This window comes from Mitsuaria sp. CC2 (assembly GCF_048957715.1).
Classification (GTDB): domain Bacteria; phylum Pseudomonadota; class Gammaproteobacteria; order Burkholderiales; family Burkholderiaceae_C; genus Roseateles.
The window spans coordinates 97024-118627 of sequence record NZ_JARVXN010000014.1 but is presented as its reverse complement, the minus strand read 5'-3'; the positions used below and the strand labels follow the sequence as shown (position 1 = coordinate 118627).

At 68.5% G+C, this 21604-nt stretch carries 16 protein-coding genes; 6 read left to right on the top strand and 10 right to left on the bottom strand.

Features of this window, described 5'->3' with window-relative positions; all coding sequences use genetic code 11:
• Window positions 1–13 precede the first annotated feature (13 nt).
• Both PV762_RS10275 and PV762_RS10270 read right to left on the bottom strand, forming a co-directional pair.
• Complete coding sequence (locus PV762_RS10275) at window positions 14–874, bottom strand: energy transducer TonB (RefSeq protein WP_421034977.1); 861 nt, start codon at window positions 872–874, stop codon at window positions 14–16.
• Between the two features lie 17 nt (window positions 875–891).
• Window positions 892–2967 (bottom strand): ribonuclease catalytic domain-containing protein, encoded by a 2076-nt coding sequence (locus PV762_RS10270; protein ID WP_421034936.1) that lies wholly within the window; start codon window positions 2965–2967, stop codon window positions 892–894.
• 123 nt (window positions 2968–3090) lie between these two features.
• Here PV762_RS10270 and lplT point away from each other — a divergent pair, with 123 nt between their 5' ends.
• Window positions 3091–4335: a lysophospholipid transporter LplT gene (gene lplT, locus PV762_RS10265; RefSeq protein WP_421034935.1), complete on the top strand. Its 1245-nt coding sequence runs from the start codon at window positions 3091–3093 to the stop codon at window positions 4333–4335.
• A gap of 169 nt (window positions 4336–4504) precedes the next feature.
• On the opposite strand, the gene PV762_RS10260 is transcribed toward lplT, so the two are convergent.
• Window positions 4505–5770, bottom strand: coding sequence for a glycosyltransferase family 4 protein (locus PV762_RS10260; RefSeq protein ID WP_421034934.1), 1266 nt, complete (start codon window positions 5768–5770; stop codon window positions 4505–4507).
• 166 nt (window positions 5771–5936) lie between these two features.
• Here PV762_RS10260 and PV762_RS10255 point away from each other — a divergent pair, with 166 nt between their 5' ends.
• Complete coding sequence (locus PV762_RS10255) at window positions 5937–6578, top strand: hypothetical protein (protein ID WP_421034933.1); 642 nt, start codon at window positions 5937–5939, stop codon at window positions 6576–6578.
• Between the two features lie 99 nt (window positions 6579–6677).
• The gene (locus tag PV762_RS10250) at window positions 6678–7622 is read left to right on the top strand and encodes an alpha/beta fold hydrolase (protein ID WP_421034932.1); all 945 of its coding nucleotides are present in this window, start codon (window positions 6678–6680) and stop codon (window positions 7620–7622) included.
• Between the two features lie 254 nt (window positions 7623–7876).
• On the opposite strand, the gene PV762_RS10245 is transcribed toward PV762_RS10250, so the two are convergent.
• Together PV762_RS10245 and PV762_RS10240 are read right to left on the bottom strand one after the other, a co-directional pair.
• Complete coding sequence (locus PV762_RS10245; RefSeq protein ID WP_421034931.1) at window positions 7877–8362, bottom strand: Panacea domain-containing protein; 486 nt, start codon at window positions 8360–8362, stop codon at window positions 7877–7879.
• A gap of 185 nt (window positions 8363–8547) precedes the next feature.
• The gene (locus PV762_RS10240) at window positions 8548–10218 is read right to left on the bottom strand and encodes an aminotransferase class III-fold pyridoxal phosphate-dependent enzyme (protein WP_421034930.1); all 1671 of its coding nucleotides are present in this window, start codon (window positions 10216–10218) and stop codon (window positions 8548–8550) included.
• Window positions 10219–10295: 77 nt separating this feature from the next.
• Between PV762_RS10240 and asd the strand changes: the two genes are divergently transcribed.
• Both asd and PV762_RS10230 read left to right on the top strand, forming a co-directional pair.
• Window positions 10296–11189, top strand: a complete 894-nt coding sequence (gene asd, locus PV762_RS10235) for an archaetidylserine decarboxylase (protein ID WP_421034929.1) — start codon at window positions 10296–10298, stop codon at window positions 11187–11189.
• Window positions 11182–12252: a transporter gene (locus PV762_RS10230; protein ID WP_421034928.1), complete on the top strand. Its 1071-nt coding sequence runs from the start codon at window positions 11182–11184 to the stop codon at window positions 12250–12252. Before asd ends, PV762_RS10230 begins: the two co-directional genes overlap by 8 nt.
• Window positions 12253–12294: 42 nt before the next feature.
• Here PV762_RS10230 and PV762_RS10225 read toward each other — a convergent pair whose 3' ends face one another.
• Window positions 12295–12882, bottom strand: coding sequence for a YqiA/YcfP family alpha/beta fold hydrolase (locus PV762_RS10225; RefSeq protein ID WP_421034976.1), 588 nt, complete (start codon window positions 12880–12882; stop codon window positions 12295–12297).
• 255 nt (window positions 12883–13137) lie between these two features.
• On the opposite strand from PV762_RS10225, the gene PV762_RS10220 reads away from it, so the two are divergent.
• Window positions 13138–15888 (top strand): zinc-dependent metalloprotease, encoded by a 2751-nt coding sequence (locus tag PV762_RS10220; protein WP_421034927.1) that lies wholly within the window; start codon window positions 13138–13140, stop codon window positions 15886–15888.
• Between the two features lie 84 nt (window positions 15889–15972).
• On the opposite strand, the gene PV762_RS10215 is transcribed toward PV762_RS10220, so the two are convergent.
• From PV762_RS10215 to hemL, 4 genes are all read right to left on the bottom strand, one after another.
• Window positions 15973–17385, bottom strand: a complete 1413-nt coding sequence (locus PV762_RS10215) for a hypothetical protein (protein ID WP_421034926.1) — start codon at window positions 17383–17385, stop codon at window positions 15973–15975.
• A 181-nt stretch (window positions 17386–17566) separates the two neighbouring features.
• Window positions 17567–18646, bottom strand: coding sequence for an AI-2E family transporter (locus PV762_RS10210; RefSeq protein WP_421034925.1), 1080 nt, complete (start codon window positions 18644–18646; stop codon window positions 17567–17569).
• A 139-nt stretch (window positions 18647–18785) separates the two neighbouring features.
• Window positions 18786–20150, bottom strand: coding sequence for a UDP-N-acetylmuramate:L-alanyl-gamma-D-glutamyl-meso-diaminopimelate ligase (gene mpl / locus PV762_RS10205; protein ID WP_421034924.1), 1365 nt, complete (start codon window positions 20148–20150; stop codon window positions 18786–18788).
• Between the two features lie 148 nt (window positions 20151–20298).
• Window positions 20299–21585, bottom strand: coding sequence for a glutamate-1-semialdehyde 2,1-aminomutase (gene hemL / locus PV762_RS10200; protein WP_421034923.1), 1287 nt, complete (start codon window positions 21583–21585; stop codon window positions 20299–20301).
• Between the last annotated feature and the right edge of the window lie 19 nt (window positions 21586–21604).

The following is a 21604-nucleotide window of genomic DNA, read 5'->3' as shown; positions in this document are numbered from 1 at the left end:
GGCGTGGCGGTGCTCAGGACGGCTGGGCGGTGCTGAGCGTCGTTTCCACGCTTTCATCGCGGTTGAACCGGAAGCGGAAGGTCATCACGAGCACCTCGGCGCCGCGACGCATCTCCGACGTGAACTGGCCGAAGGGGCCGCTGGCACGCACGATCGCAACGGCGCGGCGGTCCAGCACCGCATTGCCCGAACCCTGGACGATCTCCGTGTCGACCACGCGGCCGCGGTAGTCGACCTGGATGTTCATCGTGAGTTCGCCGTAGAGCTTGCGACCCTGATAGCTCGGGAAGTCGCGCGTGCCGCGCGCCTCGATCCGGCGACGCAGCTGGTCGTAATAGAGCGCATGCACGGTCTCACGCGTGGCGGGACTGACGTAGCGCTTCTTCGGGCGCGCGTTCTCCGTGTTCACGCGCTTCTCGATCTCCGCCAGCGTCTGCACCAGTTGCCGGCGGTGCTCGGCGACTTGACGGCCTTCGGCGGTGCTCTTCTCGCGCGCGGGATCCGGCGGCGGCAGCATGGCCAACTGCCGGCGCAGCACGGTCAGCAGCTGTTCCTGCGCCTGCTGCAGCTGCTGGATCTGGCTCTTCTGGAGTTCGATGCTGTCGCCGGTCTCCTCGAGCGGCGAGGGCGCCAGCGGGGACGTCGCCCGCACGTTGGCCGAGAGTTCGCCGCCGCCGGCCAGGTTGGCCTGCGCGAGCGCCTGCGCCTGGGTAGGGGCTTCCTGGCCGCGCGCGTTCACGAGGATCACCTCGAGCGGTTCGTCCTGGAAGATCCGGTCGAACTGCTCCGGGGCGACCAGTTTCAACGTCCCCAGGCCCAGGTGCACCCCGGCCGAGACGATCAGCGCGTAGTGCAAAAGGCTGAGCTTGGGCATCTTGAACAAGGAAGGGATCAGGAAGCGGCGGGGGCGGACGCGGCCGCAGCCGGCGTCGCGCCATCGCCGCCGCTCTTGGCGGTGGCGGTGTCGGTGCCGTCGTCGTTGACGTCGATCGCCAGCGTCAGGACACCGCTGGGTTCTTCGTCCTCGTCGGCGCCTTCGTCGGCCGTCACCGGGGCGGCTTCGGCGTCGAGGCGCTCGACGAGGTTGGCGTGCAGGTCCAGCGTCAGTTCATCGAGGCCGGTGATGCGCACCTTCACGTGGGCGTTGCGCGGCAGGTTCTCGCAGCCGAGCGCCCGGAACACCAGCGGCAGCTCGTCGGCGCGGACCAGGCCGTCCTTCAGCACGGACGCGGTCAGCTCGGTGATGCCTTGCTGCTGCAGGTAGCGCAGCGTCCAGTAGCGCTCGATGCCGGACTGGAACCCGTTGTAGGCGCTGTAGGCCGCGTCGAAGCCCGAGATGACCGAGAACAGCTGCGCATCCTTGGGCTTGAACGGCGCGGCCAGCGCGGCGGTCTTGCCATGGCGGGCGCAGGCGATGATCTGCCACTGGTTGACCAGGTCGACGTAGCGGCGCAGCGGCGAGGTCGCCCAGGTGTACTGCGGGACGCCCATGCCGGCGTGCGGCGCCGGCTTGGTGCCCATGCGCACCTTGATGCCGGGCGCCAGGCTGGCCTGGCTGCGGTAGATGCCGGGCACGCCGCATTCGGCGAGGAAACCGCCCCAGCTGGAGTTGGCCAGGATCATCGCCTCGGCCACGATCAGGTCCAGCGCGGTGCCGCGCTTGCGCGTGGTGATGCTGACCTGCTCGGCGCCGGCGGGCTCGGCCCCGTCGTTGTCCAGGCGGAAGTTGTAGTCGGGCCGGTTGAAGGTCTCCGGCTTGCCGCGCACCACTTCGCGCTTGGCCTTGAGATCCTTGGCCAGCCGGTAGGCGAAGGCCAGTTCCGGCGCGAAGTCGTAGTCGGCTGGTGCCGCGCCGGTCAGCGTCGCGTCGGTGATGACGTCGTCGAGCTTGTCGTGGCGCAGGTTGGCGGCGATCGGCACGCGGTCGAGCTTCGTCTCGCGCGCGGTGATCTCCAGCGTCGCCTCGTCCATCGTCAGGTAGATGCTGACGGCCGGGCAGTCGCGGCCTTCGATCAACGTGTAGGCCTGGACGACGTCGTCGGGCAGCATCGTCAGCTTCCAGCCCGGCATGTAGACGGTGGAGAAGCGTTCGCGGGCGACCTTGTCGACCGGCGAATCCGGCTGGATGGCAAGACCTGGCGCGGCGATGTGAACGCCGAAGATCACCGTGCCGGTGCCCAGACCCTGGACCGACAGCGCGTCGTCGATCTCGGTCGTGGCCGAGTCGTCGATCGAGAAGGCGCGCACCTGGGCGAGCGGCAGCGCGTCCTTGATCTCGGGCGCGGACAGGGCCGGGAAGCCCGTGCCTTTCGGGAAATGCTCGAAGAGGAAGCGCTTCCAGTGGAACTGGTAGGGACTGGCGATCGCGCCGGCGTCCTTGAGCAGGTCCAGCGGCGCCTTGTGGCTGCGCTTGGCGGCCTCGACGACGGCCTTGTACTCCGGGCCGTTCTTGTCGGGGCGGAACAGGATCTTGTAGATCTGGTCGCCGATCGGGGCCGGGCACTGGCCCGCGGCCAGTTCAGTCGCCCATTGTTCAATCTGCGCGGCGATCTGCTTCTTGCGCTCGATGCCGAGCAGGGCGGCCTTGACCGTCTCGGCCGGGGCCTTCTTGAAGACGCCCTTGCCCATCCGGCGGAAATAGTGCGGCGCGTCGAACAGCCGGAACAGCGCGCCGGCCTGCTGGGCGAGCGTGGATTTGGCGTCGAAGTAGTCGGCGGCCAGGTCGGCGAAACCGAACTCGCCTTCCGGCGCGAACTCCCAGGCCAGGTCGAGGTCGATCTCTTCGGCCAGGCGCTGCCCGTCCGCGATCAGTTCGGCCGGCGACGGCTTGTCGAACTTGAGCAGGACATGGGCGGCTTTCACTTTGACGCGCTTTCCGGATTCGAGCTCGATCTGCATCGAGGAATCGGCTTCGGACAGGATGCGGCCGGCAAGAAATTTTCCGGCGTCTTCAAACAAGGCAAACATAGAGGGCGGATTGTCGCTGATCGTGGAGGAGGTGCCGGGTGGGTGCGTGTGGGGCGCGTGTCAATTCGTTGTCAACAGGCGGTCACGCCACCGACGCAGACTCGCGCCGCACCCCGCGCGCCCATGCCCCCACGTTTCCACACCCTCATCGCCGCCCAGTTCTTTTCCGCATTGGCCGACAACGCGCTCCTGATCGTCGGCATCGCGCTGCTTCGGGAGATGGGTCAGCCGGTCTGGCGGGCGCCGCTGCTGAAGCTGTGCTTCACGCTGGCCTACGTGGGACTGGCGCCGGTGGTCGGGTTGATCGCGGACGCCTGGCCCAAGGTGGCACTGATGAGCTGCATGAACGGGCTGAAGGCGGTCGGCGTCGGCGCGATGGCGGCGGGGCTGGATCCGCTGCTCGCCTTCGGGATCGTCGGCACGGCGGCCGCCTGCTACGCACCCGCCAAGTACGGATTGATCACCGAGATCGTGCCGCCGACGCGGCTGGTGGCGGCGAACGGCTGGATCGAAGTCTCGGTCGTGTGCTCCGTGCTGCTCGGGACGGTGCTGGGCGGACTGCTGGTCAGTCCCTGGTGGATGGCGGCGATCGGAGAGCTGGGCGTGGCGCGGCCGCTGACCGCGTCGCTGTGCGCGTTGCTGGGCGTCTACGCGCTGGCCGCCGCGCTGCAGCTGCGGGTGCCGGAGAGCGGCATCGTCTATCCGAAGCCACCGCTCCGGATGCGCGAGATCCTGCGCGACTTCCGGATCTCAAATCAGGCGCTGTGGCGCGACCGGCTCGGCGGGCGCCTGTCGCTCTCCATGACGACGATGTTCTGGGGAGCGGGCGCGACCTTGCAACTGGCCGTGCTCCAGTGGGCGCAGGATGTGTTGGGGCTGCGCCTCAACCAGGGCGCCTACCTGCAGGCGACGGTGGCCATCGGCGTCGTCGCGGGCGCGGGCCTCGCGGGGCGTTGGATCGCGTTGCATCACTCACTGCGGGTGATGCCGCTCGGCCTGATGCTCGGCGCGCTGATGCTGGCGACGCCGTGGGTGACCTCCCTGGGTTGGGCACTGCCCTCGATGGTCATGGTCGGCGCCGTCGGCGGCGCGATGGTGGTGCCGATGAATGCGCTGCTGCAGCATCGCGGCGTGCAGATCCTCAGTGCAGGCCGCTCGATCGCCGTCCAGGGATTCAACGAGAACCTGAGCATCCTGCTGATGCTCGGTGCCTACGCGGTGCTGCAGGCACTGGGGGTACCGCTGGTCTGGCTGATGAGCGGACTGGGCGTGTTCGTCTTCAGTGGGGTGCTGATCCTGATGATCCGCCAGCACAGCCGCCGCGAAACCCTCTCTGCGGATGTCGCAGGAAGCAGCATCGTCGGTTGAGGCGACCGAGCCGGACGAAGAGCGCCCGGGGCCGGCGGCGTCGTCCGCCCAGGGCGCCAACTCGCGACGTTCACCTGCGGTTCACTCTGCTCGAACAGACGGCGCCCAGTCAGATAAGAAGGCGGACGACGCCGCCGGCCCCGGGCGCCCTTCGTCAACAACAAGTGGTTCAGTGCGCGCGGGCTTCCAGTCCGGAGAGCTGCGAGCCAACACGCATCGCCACGGACGTGCCGTCGATGGCCGAGGCGTACACGTGCTCGATGCCCTGCACAATGCCGTCCCAGGCGAGCGACTCCGCACTCTCTCTCGCCGCAAGACGCATGGCGCGCAGTCGAGGCAAGTCTTCAAGCAGCGCCAGCGTGCGGGCCTGGAAGAGCGCAGGATCGTTGAACGGCGCAAGTCCGCCGTTGTGGCCGTCGCGCACGAGCAAAGCCGCCGCAGCGTACTGATAAGCCATCACGGGAAGCCCGCTGGCGAGTGCCTCGGGCGTCACGTTGCCGTAGGTCTCGGTGATGCTGGGGAACGCAAACAGGTCGCCGCTGGCGTAGCAGGCCGCCAGGTCCTCACCATGTTTCATGCCGGCAAAGACAACATTGGACGAGGGCGGCAGCAATGCCTGGAAATCAGCCCGCGCCGGACCGTCCCCGACCAGCACGAGACGAGCCCGCGGATGCCGTTGCCGGACAGCCGGCCAGAGGTGGACGAGCAACTGAAGGTTCTTTTCCGCGGCGAGCCGGCCGACATGGAGCAGCACGGGATCGCCAGGCGCGGCGCCCCAGCTTTCACGCAGCACATCGCTGCGGCGGGAGGGATGGAAGAGCTGCGTGTCGACGCCCCGCGCGATGACGCTGACGTGACGGAAGCCCTGCGCCATCAACTCGCCAGCGAGCGTGGCATTGGGCACCATCGTCGAATGGCAGCGGTTGTGGAATTTGCGCAGGTACGCGAGGAGCGGGCGGCGCAGCCAGCCGATGCCGTAGTGCTGGGCATAGGCGTGGAAGTTGGTGCGGAACTCCGAGACGACAGGCAGCTTGAGCTGGCGGGCAGCCTGGAGCGCGGACCAGCCCATCGGGCCCTCGGTGGCGATGTGGACGATGTCGGGGCGCTTGCTGGCCCAGAGGTTGACCAGCGTGCGCTTGGACACCACGCCCATGCGCAGGTGCGGGTAGCGCGGCACGGCCAGGCCGCGCATCAGCACTTCGTCGACCGGCGCTTCCGGCGTGGGCGGCGATCCGGCGGGCGCCTGGCGCGGACGCAGCAGTTGCACGGCGTGGTCGCGGGCCTGCAGGCCCTGGACCACGCAGGCGATGCTGCGTGCCACGCCGTTGACCTCGGGCGGATAGGTCTCCGTCACGACCGCGACGCGGAAGTGCCGCTGCCGTGTGGGGAGCTCGTCGACTTCGAGTTCGATCGCCGGTGTCGTCATGGCGCGCATGATGGGACGCGAACGCAACAGTTCTGTGACGGTGGGGTTCGTCACGCGCCTGACACGGCCGATGGACACAGTCGCCACGCGTCCGTCATCGATGCATCATCGCGCCATCACGGCGCTGCCATCGAATGCCGTCACGCTCACCGCTCATTTCACGGACGAGGGCCCCATGAAGGACTTTCTGGCACTTCTGAATGAACAGCGTTGGGATGACCACCGCTACTACCATCACTGCCGCATCAACCAGTCGCTGCATCTGCTGAGCGCCTGCTGCTTCGTGGTCGCCTACGGGCTGCTGCTCGTGGACCCCGCATGGTCGGCGCTGCTGGCGTGGGGCGTGTCGATGACCAGCCGACAGGCCGGTCATTTCTTCTTCGAGCCCAAGGGCTACGACCACGTCAACCAGGCGACCCACGAGCACAAGGAAGAGATCAAGATCGGCTACAACCTGCGCCGCAAGGTCGTGCTGATGGCGCTGTGGGCGGCCCTGCCGGTGGCGCTGTGGCTGAAGCCGGGCCTGTTCGGCGTGTTCGCGCCGGCCGCCAGCTTCACCGAGTATCTGCATCAGCTGGGCCTGCTGTGGTTCTGGCTGGGCGTCGGCGGTCTGGTGTTCCGCGTGTTGCAGCTGGCGCTGATCCGCGACCTGCGCACCGGCCTGGCCTGGGCCACAAAGATCATCACGGACCCTTTCCACGACATCCAGCTGTACCACCGCGCGCCGTTGCAACTGTTGCGCGGGGAGCGGCTGGATCCGGCGCTGTGGCCGCGCGACGATGGGCACAATGCCGGCAACGGCGAGCAGGCGGCCTGATCCACCAGGGATGACGCGCCGCGCGGTCCCTCCTGGGGGCGAGCGCGGACGCGGGTGGAAGCGGGAACGAGCCGGTTCGCCGGAAGAAGGAGTTCCCGCATGTCTGGAGTTGAACGGCGCCTTCGGGCGCCGATGTCGTTGGCGAGGGCCTTCCAGGTCCCCTCGGCCTTCTCGGCCGTCTTGGCCCTCTGCGCAGTCCTGGCCGTGCCCGCCTTGTTGACGGGCTGCGCCAGTCCGATGCCGAACACCGGCAATCAACGCGTGACCGGCGGTCCCATCGTCTTCACCAAGGTGGGCCACGGCGAGCCGACCATCGTCCTGCAATCGGGGCTCGGCGACGGCCGGGATCCGTGGGCGACGGTGCTGAACGAGCTGCGTACCGATTACAGCGTCTTCGCCTACGACCGTCCCGGCTATGGCGACAGCACCGCGACGCCGCCGGTGCCGCGCAATCCCTGCGGCATCGCGACCGAGTTGCACGGGCTGCTGCAGAGCGCCGGCATCAAGCCGCCGTACGTGCTGGTCGGCCATTCGATCGGGGGGCTGTACCAGTACGCGTTCTCGCGGCTGTATCCGGACGAGGTGGCGGGCATCGTGCTCGTCGACGCGACGCACCCGCTGCACCTGCGGCGCATGCAGGTCGAGGTACCGGTGATGGCCAACATGCTGGACAACATGAGCCGGCGCGTGTTCCGCGGCATGATGCAGGCGGAGTTCCTGCAGCAGCAGGACTGCATCGACACGCTGTGGCAGAAGCCGCGTCCGAGCGTGCCGGTTCGCGTGCTGACACGCACGATCTATTCGCCGACGGAGATGGCGAGCGGATTCGAGACCATGGTGCATAACCTGGAACCTAACTGGCTGCCGCTGGTCGGCGGCAGGGAAGTGCAGCCGGTCGAGGGATCGGGGCACTACATCCAGCGGGACAAGCCGGAGGTCGTGGTGAAGGCGATCGAGGAGGTCGTCAGGGAGGCGCGGGAGCGCGCTCGTCCTTCCCCGGGAACAGCCCTCGGATCACCCCCAGGAAGGCCGCCAGTACGCTGACCGTGACGCCGGTCGTGACGGCGATGAGGACCTGGTCGGACCACAGCGCTATGCCCGTCGTCATCTTGACGATGCCTTGCGCGGAAAGCAGCAGGGACCACATGCAGATGCAGCCGGTCGCAAGGCCATAGGCTCGGCCCGCGTAACGACGTCGTAGGCGCCGATTCGCCTTCATGTCGGCGGTAATCTGGGCGGGCATGCCGTCGTTGTCCTCCACGGAGCGCGTGGGCGTCATGTGGTCGGCGTAAGACGGCTCAGACATTGAACTCGTCCGGGAGTGTCGGATCGTTTCGGATCATCGCATTGGAGATGGGGCTGCCGTCCGCTCCCCCATGCGACCAGGCTGAACCGGGAAGATGGGTGAGATCCGACAGGGCCTGCGCAGAGCAGCCTCCATACCTGCTTGTGATTTGGTCGATGAAGTGGTGTGCATCCACGTGTTTCGACGGCAGTGTCGGGGTGCACCAATTGTCCCGGTCGTTGTCTCCGGAGAGTGCCCGGATCGTCTGCGCAATCGGCCGTGTGCCATAGGCCTTCACCTGGTGCAGGATCGAAGGCAGCGTCGGCCCGAATCGCCCACGCGTGAAGGTGTCCTCGAACAGCGGGCATCCCCAGCGCTTGAGGTGATGAGCCTGCGCGAAGTACATCAGCTTCTGCAGCTTCATGGATGACAGATCCGGAATTCGGCGGGCGAGCGCGCGCTCGATGAAGGCATTGGCAATCGAAAACGCGGAATACATGCGGCGGCTCCTCTCTGCATGCGGAACTTGCATGCCAGGCGAAGCAGTCTAGGAATCACACGTCGCCAATGACAACGGGGCGCTCTGACATTCGTCAATGAATGTCGAGGCGCCCCGCTGTGTGGGGAAACGTTGGGGGAAGCGTCGGGGGAGGTGTGGCGAGGTGGCGGGGGATGTCTGCGTGATCAGTTGTGCAGGCCCAGCGTCTCCATCAGCAACCGGCGCTTGATCGCCTTGTTGGTCGGCAAGGCCGGGTTGCTCCACCAGCCGCCGTCGCGCATCGCGCGGGCTGCGACGACGATGCGGCGCTGGACTTCGTCGAAGTCCGCGTCGCTGAAGTCCAGGCTGAAGATCAGCCGGCCCGTGCCGACCCAGCTCAGTGCCAGGCCTTGCTCGCGCAGGAAGTACTGCAGCATCCAGTTGTAGCGCGAGGGCTCCGTGTAATAGAGCGTCCAGATCGACGACATGTTGGCCGCGCGCAGCGGCAGCTGTTCTGCCTCGAGCGCTGCGTTCAAGCGCGCGCGCCGGCCATCCTGCTGCTCGTCCTGTTCATCGAGCTGACGCAGGCGGTCGGGGTCCTCCAGCGCGTCGAGGAACACCGACATCGCGCCCATCACGTACGGATGCGTGTTGAAGGTGCCGCGCGCGAAGCAGACATCGGCGGGACGTTCGTCGCGGAAGCGCTTCATCCACGCCGCGCGGCCGCAGACCACGCCGACCGGCAGGCCGCCGCCCAGCGTCTTGCCGTAGGTCACCAGGTCCGCCTGCACGCCGAAGTAGGCCTGCGCGCCGCCCGCGCCGAGGCGGAAGCCCATGAACACCTCGTCGAAGATCAGCGCGATGCCGCGCTCGGTGCAGACCTGCCGCAGCTCGCGCAGCCAGGCGGCATAGGCGGCCTTGTCGTAGGACGCGCGGCGGGAGCTGTCGACCAGGGAGCCGTCGCCCGGCGCCGGCTTGTTGGGATGCAGCGCCTGCAGCGGATTCACCAGCACGCAGGCGATGTCGCGCCGCGTGCGCAGCACCTGCAGGCTGCGTTCATGCATGTCGCGCAGCGTGTAGGTGCGCTCGGCCGGCAGCGGATTGCCGGGGCCCGGCTGCGCCTCGTCCCACCAGCCGTGATACGCGCCGCAGAAGCGCACCAGGTGCGTCTTGCCCGTGTGGTACCGCGCCAGCCGCACGGCCTGCATGACCGCCTCGGTGCCCGACATGTGGAAGGACAGCTGGTCCATGCGCGCATGCGACAGGATGCGGCGCACGTTGTCCTCGACCAGCGGGTGGTAGACGCCGAGCACCGGCCCGAGCGCGTCCACGCGAGCCGCGCCTTCGGCGATGCAACGCTGATAGAAGGCGTAGCCGAACAGGTTCACGCCGTAGCTGCCGGCCAGGTCGATGAAGCGTTCGCCGTCGAAGTCGGTCAGCCAGTGACCGTCGCTGGCGACCATCACCGGGCCCAGCGGCAGCTCGCGCTGCACCAGCGGGCTGAACGACGGCGGCACCCGGTAGCTGCTGGTGAACTGCAGGTCGGGCAGCGACGGCTTCATCGACTGCGTTGCGGCGATGCTGCGCGCATGCCGCGTCTTCAGCGTGTGAGAGAGCGCGCTGAAGCTGGAGCGTCGCGTCGCGACGATGTCGGCAGGCGCGTCGTCCGCGTTGAAGAAGTGCGCGTCGTCGAAGCGCTGCGTCGGCATCAGCCGGGCGAGCCGCACCGCCATCCGCGAGTGCCCCGCCAGCGACGGGTGCTTGGCCCGGGAGAGCTGCAGACGGCGCCATCCGGTCGGCGCGTAGTAGAGCGCCAACAGTCCCGCCGCCGCGGCGGCGACGGGCAACAGGTCAAAGGTGAAGAACGTCGTCGACATGGGCATGGGCCTCCGGAGCCTCGTTCAGCTGTCACACAGCGTTGGCAAATTACCGGGGTGTATCCGACGGAATTGACATGTCTATGAAACTGGCCCGCTGGCGCGACCGTCTGACCCAGCAAGAGTCCCTCAACTTCCTCCTGACCAACCGCGTGCCCCGCTTGGCGCTGACGCGCTTCATGGGCTGGTACGCGCGGATCGACAGCCCCGCGCTGACGCGATTCAGCGTCGCGGTCTGGCGGATGTTCACCGACCTGGACCTGAGCGAGGCCGAGCCTCCAGCGCATGGCTACCGCTCGCTGCGCGACGTGTTCACGCGCCGGCTGAAGCCGGGGCGTCGACCGGTCGATCCGGCGCGGGCGACGATCGTCAGTCCCTGCGACGCCATCGTCGGCGCGCACGGCCCGGTCACGCGCGGCATGGCGCTCCAGGCCAAGGGCATGGACTACCGCATCGCCGACCTGTTCGGCGACGCCACGCGCGCCGCGCCCTACCTCCATGGCACCTACGTGACCTTGCGGCTGACGTCGGCGATGTACCACCGCTTCCACGCGCCGGCCGACCTGCGCATCCAGCGCGTCACCCACATCGCGGGCGATACGTGGAACGTCAATCCGATCGCGCTCAAACGTGTCGAACGCCTGTTCTGCCGCAACGTGCGCGCCGCCGTCGAATGCACGCTGCCCGACGGCACGCCGATCGCGTTGGTGCCGGTCGCGGCCATCCTGGTCGCGAGCCTGCGGCTGCACGCGCTCGACCTGACGCTGCGCCCGGACCATCCCGGTCCGCATCGTTTCGACGTCGGTCACGATCACGTCCGCGGCGAGGAGATGGGCTGGTTCGAGCAGGGCTCGACGATCATCGTGTTCCTGCCGCCGGGCGTGGACCTGTCGGCGAGCTTGCAGACCGGGGAGCGGGTCCGCATGGGCGAGGCCCTCGCGCATCTACCATCCGCGGATGGCGATGAATGACACGACGCAGCTACCCGGTGGATCGGCAGGTTCGATGGCCGGCGCGTTGGCCAGCTCGCTGGCCGGCCCTTACGGCGGAGACGAACACGGTCTGATCTGCGGCTTCTGGATCCACCCGGAACGGCCGACCGAGACGCTGCCCACGCTCGCGCAGGCGCAGGCCCGGTTGTCGCAGCCGGACGGCGGCTACCTGTGGCTGCACCTGAATCTGGCGCACGCCGGCGCGCTGCCCTGGCTGCGCCGCAACGCCGCGCTGGCCGAGAGCTTCGACGAGGCGCAGCAGCAAGGCTCGCGCTCGTCGCGCATCGAGCGCGTCGGCGAGCACCTGTTCGCCGTGCTCAACGACGTGACCTTCGATTTCGCCTTCGACGTGGGCGACGTCTCCACGCTGTGGATGCAGGTGAGCGAGCACCTGGTGCTGAGCGTGCGGCGCGCGCCGCTGCGCTCGGTCGACCGCCTGCGGATGGCGATCAAGCGCGGGGACCGGCCGCGGTCCAGCGTCGCGCTGCTCGACCATCTGCTGCGCGACCAGGCCGACGAGCTGCAGCGAATCGTGCGTCAGGCCACCGAGCGCGTCGACGACATCGAGGACGCGCTGCTCGCCGGGCGCCATTCAGGACACGGGGCCGAGGTCGCCGCATTGCGCCGGCTGATGGTGCGCCTGCAGCGGCTGCTCGCGCCGGAACCGAGCGCGCTGCTGCGCATGCTGTCGAATCCGCCGGAGTGGGTCGCGGAGCAGGACAAACAGCAGCTGCAGCAGGCGAGCGAGGAATTCGCGCTGGTGCTGCGCGACATCCAGGCGCTGCAGGAACGCATCCGCGCGGTGCAGGACGAGACTTCGGCCCGCGTCGCGCAAGAGAACAACCAGACGCTGTATGTGCTGACGATGGTGACGGTGCTGGCGCTGCCGATCAACCTGATCAGCGGCCTGTTCGGCATGAACGTCGGCGGGCTGCCGCTGCTGGCGCATCCCCACGGTTTCTGGGTCGTTGTCGGATTGATCGTCCTGCTCACCGGACTGGTCACGCTGATCCTGCTGAAGGCGACCGGGCGGAGGAAATAGCCGCGATGGCCGCCTTGGCCGCCGCATGGCCTGCCGTCCGTTTCAGAGCCCGAGGAACGCCGTCAGTTCGTCCAGGTAGTCGTCGAAGTCGGCCAGGCCGTGATCGCTGCCCTCCAGCAGCTTGATCCGACACGATGCGTAGCGCGCGTGCATCTCGCGCCAGTCGAGCACTTCGTCGCCCTTGGCGATGACCGCGAGCATCCGTTCCGGATGTGCCAGCGCGCCCACGTTCAGCGCGACGAGTTCGTCGACGAACGCTGGCCTGAAGAAGAAGCGCTCTTCGGGTTCCTGCCAGCAGGTCTGTTCCCCGATGTAGTGCGCGAGGTCCCGGGCCGGGTCGACCGCCGGGTTCAGCAGCACGGTCCGGGCGCCGGTGCGCTGGGCCACCCCGGTCGCATAGAAGCCGCCAAGCGAACTCCCCATGACCGCCATCGCCTCGCGCGGCCAATCCCGGATCAGCGAGTCGATGAGCGCCATCGCCTCGCGCGGTGACGGCGGCAGTTGCGGGCAGGCGAACGTCAGGTCCGGACGGTGTTCGGCTGTCCAGCGCGCCATCCGCAGGGCCTTGGCCGAACGCGGCGACGACCGGAAGCCGTGCAGATAGAGGAGATGGGTGCGACGCGGACTCATGGCCGGGCAGTGTAGGCGCCCCCCTGCGCCGGGTGGTCGGGTCACTTCCGGCACGGGCGGGGCGCCGTCGGCGTGGGCGATCATCGCCACAGACACCGCTTGCGAGGGCCGCGCACTCGTTAGTGCGCATTGACGCGCAGGCCCCGGCCCCGCACATTGCCCGCTTCACCGGGGCCCTGCGGCGACACGACCGCGATGCCTGCTTTCTCAACACGGTCCGGCCGATTGCGGACGGACCCACGACCACATCGATCCATGATCCACAGGGACACGATCCAACTGACGGCCATTGCCGCCGCGGCGCTGCTGCTCACCGCCTGCGCCACGACCGGCCCGACCGGCGCCTCCTCGTCCGCGCCGACCGCGCAGGCAGCCGCCGCGCCGGCTGGCGCGGCCTCGGGCGCGCCGGGCCAACCGGGCGCCTCGTCGCCGATGACGGCGCCGCGTCCCGCCGCCGATCCGACCGCACCGAAGCCGTTCGCCGAAGTCAGCCGCGACGCCAAGCGCGACGACGGCCTGTTCCCCCTCCTGCGCAAGGACGAGAAGGTCTGGCTGGAGATCCCGCGCGCGATGCTGAACCAGCCCTTCCTGTTCACCATCAACATCACCAGCTCGATCGGCGAGCGCGGCTTCTACGCCAGTCAGATGGGCCCGGAGATCCTGGCCGAGTGGCGCCGCGTCGGCAACTCGATCCAACTGGTGGCGCTGAACACGGCGTTCCGCGCCGAGGGCGGCGGCAAGCGTGCCGGCGAGGAGGCCTTCTCGCCCAGCCTGCTGGCCGCCGGCCCGGTCGCCAGCGCCGACCACCCCGAGCGCAAGGCCTTCCTGGTCGACGCGAGCCTGCTGCTGAGCGACATCCCGGGCATGTCCACGCGCCTGGAAATGGCCTATCGCCTGCCCTACAACGTCGATCGCGGCAACTCGTACTTCGAGATGACCCGCGCCGACGCGCAGCTCACGACGCTGAACGCCAAGGTCCACTACTTCACGCCGCGCATCCCGGCGCCGCCGCTGGTGGCCCCGCCCGTGCCAGTGCCGACGCCGCCGCAGGCGCTGCCGGATCCGCGCTCGATGTTCATGGGCTTCGTCTACAACTTCCGCGCGCTGCCGCAAGAGAAGATGGCCACGCGTCGCGCCGATGGCCGACTGGGCCACTTCACCGAGTCCTTCACCGACCTGAGCGACGACGCCCGGCCCAATCCGCGCGTCCACTACATCGCGCGCTGGCGCCTGGAGAAGAAGGACCCCGCCGCGGCGCTGTCCGAGCCGGTGCAGCCGATCACCTACTGGATGGACAAGAACATCCCGCCGAAGTACCGCCCCGCGGTTGAAGCCGGCATCCTGGAATGGAACAAGGCCTTCGAGAAGATCGGTTTCAAGAACGCGGTCGTCGCGAAGCAGCAGCCCGATGACGCGGACTGGGACAACATGGACGCGTCGCACGCGTCGATCCGCTGGTTCGTCGGTTCGGACGTGGGCTTCGCCATCGGACCCAGCCACCTGGACCCGCGCACCGGCGAGATCCTGGACGCCGACATCGGCATGAGCGACGTGTTCGCCCGCGGCGGCCGTGCGTTCATTTCCGAAGACGCGCCGCGCGGCATGGCCGGCGGCCAGGTGTCGACGCTGGCGGAAGAGGCGCAGGCGCTGGCCGCGCTGAACCAGGGCTGGCGCGAAGGTCGCAACGCGACCTACTGCACCTATGCGCATGACGCGGCCGCCGAGATGGACTTCGCGCTCGACGTGCTCGAGGCCCGCGGCGACATCGCGCCGGACAGTCCGGAAGCCGACGCCTTCATCCAGGCGCGGATCAAGGACGTGATCATGCACGAGGTGGGTCACACGCTCGGCCTGAAGCACAACTTCAAGGCCTCCACGCAGGTGACGCAGGCGCAGCTGAAGGACAAGGCCTGGACCGACGCCAACGGCCTGTCGGCCTCGGTGATGGACTACAACGCCTACAACATCCCGCTGGAGGGCGAAGCGCCGACCACCTACAACAACACCACGCTGGGGACCTACGACTACTGGGCGATCGAGTACGCCTACAAGCAGGTGCCCAAGGAGCAGGAAGAGGCCGAGCTCAAGCGCGTCGCGGCGCAGAACACGCTGCCCGGCCACGCCTATGCGGACGACACCGACGCCGGCGGCTTCGGCCCGTTCGACGGCATGGATCCGACGATCAACCGCTTCGACCTCGGCGATGACCCGATGGCCTACTTCCGCAAGCGGCTCAAGCTGACGCAGGAGCTGTGGACGCGCGTGCAGAACCGGACGCCGGAAGCGGGCGACGATCCGCTGCGTCAGCGCCGTCAGCTGGCGGGCGGTTTCAACCAGCTGGCGCGCGCGTCGGACCTGGTGGGCAAGTACGTCGGCGGCATGTACACGCACCGCGACGTGCCGGGTTCGTCGGTCGCCGCGATGCGCCCGGTCGATCCCGCCAAGCAGCGCGAGGCACTCCGCTTCCTGGCGCAGGGCATCTTCAGCGCCGACAGCTTCCGCTTCAAGCCGGAGTTCCTGACCTCGATCACGACCGACTATGTCGAGTTCATGCGCGCGGGCTTCGTGAACATCCCGGCGGCGGTGGCGCGGGTGCAGCTGGGCTCTCTGGACCGCCTGCTGCAGGCGCAGACGGCGATCCGCCTGATGGAGCTGCCGGCCTACGTGCCGGTGTCGCAGCGCAAGGGCCTGATCACGATCGGCGAGGTCTACGGCACGCTGCAGTCCTCGATCTGGAGCGAGCTCAAGACCGGCGCGGAGATCGATCCGTTGCGCCGCAACCTGCAGCGCGAGTACCTGCGCCGCATCCAGGCCAACCTGACGAAGAGCGGCGCGGCCTCGGGCCAGTTCGCCGATGCCTACGCGGTGCTGCGCCTGCACGCGGTGCAGCTGCAGAGCGACCTGCGCGCCGCGCAGGGCAAGGGCTCGATCGAGACCCGCGCCCACCTGGCCGAGAGCCTGGACTTCCTCAGCAGCGTGCTGAAGGCGACGATGACGCGGACCTGATCGAGGCGGCGATCCGTCGATCGCCCCTCCATCCGCCAATGAAAAGGCCGGCGCAAGCCGGCCTTCTGCATGGCGGGTCGCGACTCAGCGGGGCGTCGGCGGGCACTCCGGCGCGCCGTTGATCGGCTCCGGCAGCAGCGCGCCGCCGGGCAGGATGCGCGCGACACGGACGAAGCACATCTTGAGACTGCGGTTGACGTCCAGCCAGGCCTCGTAGTCGACGCCGGCTTCCGGAACGAAGCTCACGCCGATCTGCGGACAGCTGCCGCCGTCGCCGCTCGGTCCGCCATACCCGTAATCGACGGCCACCGGCATGTCGGCGTCGATCTCCCGTTCGACGTGATAGCCGTTGAACCCGCGCATCTCCTCGGTGCGCGACGACGTCGGCATGCCGATGCTCGTGCTCGCGGGCCGCCGGCCCATCGAGCCGATCGCCTTGAAGATCGAGCCGGCGCCGCCGGCCTTGCGGCTCTCCGGCGCCACGCAGGCCGCGGCCTTCGTCAGGCCGCCGCTGAGCCCGTTGAACTGGTGGAGGCGGATGCGCGCTTTCTTCCTGGCGATGCCGGGCTCGAAGGTGGAACCCGTCGCGCCCGTTGCACCTGACGGCATCGGCGCCGAAGCCTCCGTCGTTTCGGTCGTCTCCAGGAGAGCGGTCATGTCGGGGGAGGCGACCGGCACCGACGAGGCTGCCGCCTGCGAAGCCGTCGCCTGTGACGCTGCGGCTTGCGCAGCCGCGGCGGCCTGCAGGTCGAGCAGGCGCTTCATCAGCGCGGCGCTGACCAGGCCGTTGCCGCCCGGAGGCAGTGGCGGCGGCGGCGCGAGCACCTGGGCCAGGCGCTCCCGGCCGGCCAGCTCGCCCAGCGCCGCGGTGAACACAGGTCCGCAGACGGCCCGGAACTCGGTCATGAGCGGCGTCGGCAGGACGCGCAGCTTCGTGTTCCACACCCGGGGGCGTTCATAGTTGATGTCGGAGGCGTAAGGCTCGCCCTGGTTGTCGAGAGAAGCGAAATGGAGCGTGCCGGCGTCGACGACGCGGCCCGTTTCGCACTGCACGAAGCGGCGCTGCGCGCTCGAGAACATCCGTGCCTGCGGGACATCGGCCGCGGGCGTGACGCGCTCGCTCACCCAATAGATCCGCCAGGCCGAAGGACCTTCCGGCTTGGCGTCGGTGGGATTGTTCTTCAGCGCCTTGATCACCGTGTCGGGAACGGTCGCCGTCGCGGAGATCAGGCGCTCGATGGTGCGACTGTGGTCGCGGCCCATGTCCTGTGCGCCGAGGGATGTCGTGGGCTGCGGCGGTGCCGCCTGCCAGATCTCGACGGGACGACGCTTGCTGAGGCCGTAGCCGAACAAGGTCCCATTGGGGTAATCGACCTCCTGCAGCAACTGGCCGTAGAGATCGGCATAGGCAAGGGCGGGCGCATGGAGCGCGACGATCGACAGCGCGGTCAGCGCGAGGCGCAGGCGCGCGGCGCGTCCGTGAGTGGGGTGCTTCATTCCTGGCGGGCCTCCCTGGCCCCTTCTTGGGTGAGAAGGGACGCACCTTAGCGAGGCGCGTCGCACCAGGCCACCGACCTAAGGGGGAGTCGACCCGCGCGGGCTGTGTCCGCGTGACGGAATGCTGAGCGCGCCCGGGCTTGTTGATGCAGGGAGCCGACAGTCGCCCGCGGTCGGATCGCTAATGCGAGTCGCCGACCGGATAGCGCCGCTCGGCCGCGACGATGTCCCAGACCGCGATGAACATCGCCGCGATCAGCGGGCCGATGACGAAGCCGTTGATGCCGAAGACCGCCATCCCGCCCAGCGTGGACAGCAGCACGACATAGTCCGGCATCTTGGTGTCCTTGCCGACCAGCAGCGGGCGCAGCAGGTTGTCCACCAGACCGATGACCACGGTACCGAAGACGATCAGGCCGATGCCGGAGCCGACGTGTCCGGTCGACAGCAGGTAGATCGCCACCGGTGCCCAGACCAGCGCCGCGCCGACCGCGGGCAGCAGCGACAGGAAGGCCATCAGCACCGCCCACAGCACCGGCGCGTGGATGCCCAGCACCCAGAACGCCATGCCGCCGAGCGCGCCCTGGAACGCCGCCACGGCGATGTTGCCCTTGACCGTGGCACGGATGACGGTCCGGAACTTCTCGCCCAGCTGGCGCTTGTAGGAGTCCTGCAGCGGCAGCGCGTCACGGATGCGCATCGAGAGCTGCTCGCCGTCGCGCAGCAGGAAATAGAGCAGGTAGAGCATCACGAAGAAGCTCACCAGGAAGTCGAAAGTGTCCTGCCCGAAGCCCAACGCCTTGGTCGCCATGAACTGGCTGCCCTGATTCAGCGCGCTGCCGAGCTTCTCCTGCACGTTGGACAGATCGTGAAGGCCCAGACGCTCCAGCAGATCCACGACCCATGACGGCAGCGCACCGTAGATCTGCGAGACATAGGTGTTGAAGTCGAACTGGCCGGACTTGACCATCTCGAAGACGACCGCCGCCTCCCGCACCAGCGCACCCATCACGTAGGTCAGCGGCAGCACCACGAGCAGCAGGATCACCAGGATCGTCAGCCCGGACGACAGCCCGGGCCGCTTCGTCTTGCGCAGCAGCCTGCGGTACAGCGGCTGGAACACGATGGCCAGCGCCACGCCCCAGAGGATCGCGCTCATCATCGGCCACACGATCCAGCCGAACGCCACCGTCACCAGCGCCAGCAGGCACAGGAAGGATCGGTTCTGCAGCGCAGGCACCAGCTTGCCAGGACCACTCATCGTGAAGTCGCTCCTCGGGAGTCGTGCAGGATCCCGGGAGGATCTTGCGGGGTGGGGCAGGGAATCGCCGGAAGGGCACGCGGCGTGCCACCACGCCATCCCGGTGTCGACCGGACGCGGCGGGCGCAGGATCGCCGGTTTACTTCAGCGCGTCCAGCAGCTTTTCGTGGATGCCGCCGAAACCGCCGTTGCTCATGCACAGCACGTGGTCTCCGGGCTTGGCCGCGCGCTTGACCATCTGCACCAGTTCGTCGACGTCCGCGCCGACCAGGCCCTGCTCGCCGAGCGGCGCCAGCGCCTCGCGCGCGTCCCAGGTCAGGCCGTCCTGATTGCAGAAGCTCAGGTCGGCTTCCTCCAGCGCCCAGGGCAGCTGCGCCTTCATGGTGCCCAGCTTCATCGTGTTGGAGCTCGGCTCGAAGACGGCCAGGATGCGCTCCTGCGGGGCGATCCGGCGGCGGAGACCCGCAATGGTCGTGTGGATCGCCGTCGGGTGGTGTGCAAAGTCGTCGTAGACCTTGATGCCGCGCGACTCGCCGCGCAGCTCCAGCCGGCGTCGCACGTTCTTGAACGTGCCCAGCGCCTCGGCCGCCTTTTCCGGGTCCACGCCCACGTGCTCCGCCGCCGCGATCGCTGCCAGCGCGTTGAGCTGGTTGTGCTCGCCGAGCAGCTCCCAGTTGACGTGGCCGACCTTCAGGCTGCCGCGGAGCACGTCGAAGGACTGCGGCTCGCCGCGCGCGCGCAGCGCGCCGGGCTCTTCCTTGCGGGCGCCGAAGCGTTGCACGTCGCTCCAGCAGCCGCGCGACAGCACGCGCTGCAACGCTTCCTCGCGCGCGTTGACGACCAGCCGTCCTGACGCAGGCACCGTCCGGACCAGGTGATGGAACTGGGTCTCGATCGCGGCCAGGTCCGGGAAGATGTCCGCGTGGTCGTGCTCGAGGTTGTTCAGGATCGCCGTGCGCGGCCGGTAATGGACGAACTTGCTGCGCTTGTCGAAGAAGGCGGTGTCGTACTCGTCGGCCTCGATGACGAAGAAGCGGCCGTCGCCCAGCCGGGCCGACACGCCGAAGTTCTGCGGGACGCCGCCGATCAGGAAACCGGGCGCCAGACCGGCCGACTCCAGGATCCAGGTCAGCATCGAGGTCGTGGAGGTCTTGCCGTGCGTGCCGGCGACCGCCAGCACGTGCTTGCCCTGGAGCACGTGTTCCGCCAGCCACTGCGGGCCGCTGGTGTACGGCAGGCCGGCGTCGAGGATGGCCTCCATCAGCGGGAAGCGGCCTTCGGACGAGCGCGTCACCACATTGCCGATCACGAACAGGTCGGGCTTGAGCGCCAGCTGCTCCGCGCCGAAGCCCTGGATCAGCTCGATGCCCAGGGCCTCGAGCTGCGTCGACATCGGCGGATAGACATTGGCATCGCAGCCGGTCACCGTGTGACCGGCCTCGCGCGCCAGCGCCGCCAGCCCGCCCATGAAGGTGCCGCAGATGCCAAGGATGTGGATATGCATGTCTGTCTCTCAGCTGCTGTACCAATGGGTAAGCAAGCGTAATGCCTGTCGCGGATTGAAAAATCCGCGACAGGCTTGGCTCGGTGTTTGCCGGGGCCAGGCTTTCCCGAACCGCCCATCGGGCCCCTGGCCCGATGGGCCGACGCCGTCAGCGCAGGGCGGCGCGGGCGGCTTCGAGCGTGGCGTCGATGTCCGCATCGGTGTGCGCGGCGGAAACGAAGCCGGCCTCGTAGAGCGCCGGCGCCAGGTAGACGCCGGCATCCAGCATGCCGTGGAAGAAGCGGTTGAAGCGCTCCTTGTCCGTGGTCATCACGGTCGTGTAGTTCTGCGGCAGCTCCGGCATCAGGAAGAAGCCGAACATGCCGCCCTGGCTGTCGACGCTGAACGGCACGCCGTTCTCCGTCGCCACGGTCTTCAGACCGTCGACCAGGCGGCGCGTGCGCGCCGACAGGGCGTCGAAGAAGCCGGGCTTCTTGATCTCGCGCAGCGTCGCCAGGCCGCAGGCCGTGGCCACCGGGTTGCCCGACAGCGTGCCCGCCTGATAGACGCCGCCCAGCGGGGCGAGGTGGCGCATGATGTCGCGGCTCGCGCCGAAGGCCGCCAGCGGCATGCCGCCGCCGATCACCTTGCCGAACACGCTGATGTCCGGCACGAAGCCGGGGATCAGGTCCGCGTACACGCCCTGCGCGCTGCGCAGGCCGACGCGGAAGCCGGTCATCACCTCGTCCAGTACCAGCAGCGCGCCGTGCTGGCGGCACAGCTCACGCATCCGGGTCATGAAGGGCACGCTGGCGCGCACGAAGTTCATGTTGCCGGCGATGGGCTCGACGATCACGCAGGCCAGCTCCGGGCCGTGCAGCGCGAAGGCCTCTTCCAACTGGGCGACGTTGTTGTACTCCAGCACGATGGTGTGCTGGGCGGTCGCCTCGGGCACGCCGGCCGAGGTCGGGTGGCCGAAGGTCGCCAAGCCCGAGCCCGCCTTCACCAGCAGTGCGTCGGTGTGGCCGTGGTAGCAGCCCTCGAACTTGATGAACTTGTTGCGCTGCGTCGCGCCGCGCGCCAGGCGGATGGCGCTCATCGTCGCCTCCGTGCCGGAGCTCACCAGCCGGACCTGCTCGCAACTGGGGACCAGGGCGAGGATCTCCTCGGCCAGCTCGACCTCGCGCTCGGTCGGCGCGCCGAAGGAGAAGCCCTCCAGCACCGCCTTCTGGACCGCCTCGACGACGGCCGGATGGCCGTGGCCCAGGATCATCGGACCCCAGGATCCGATGTAGTCGATGTAGCGCTTGCCGTCGGCGTCGACGATGTAGGCGCCTTCTCCCCGCGTGATGAAGCGCGGCGTGCCGCCGACGGCGCGGAACGCGCGCACCGGCGAATTCACGCCGCCGGGAATGACGCGCTGGGCGCGGGCGAACAGGGTCTCGTTCTGGCTCATGGGAGAAATCCGGTGCTGC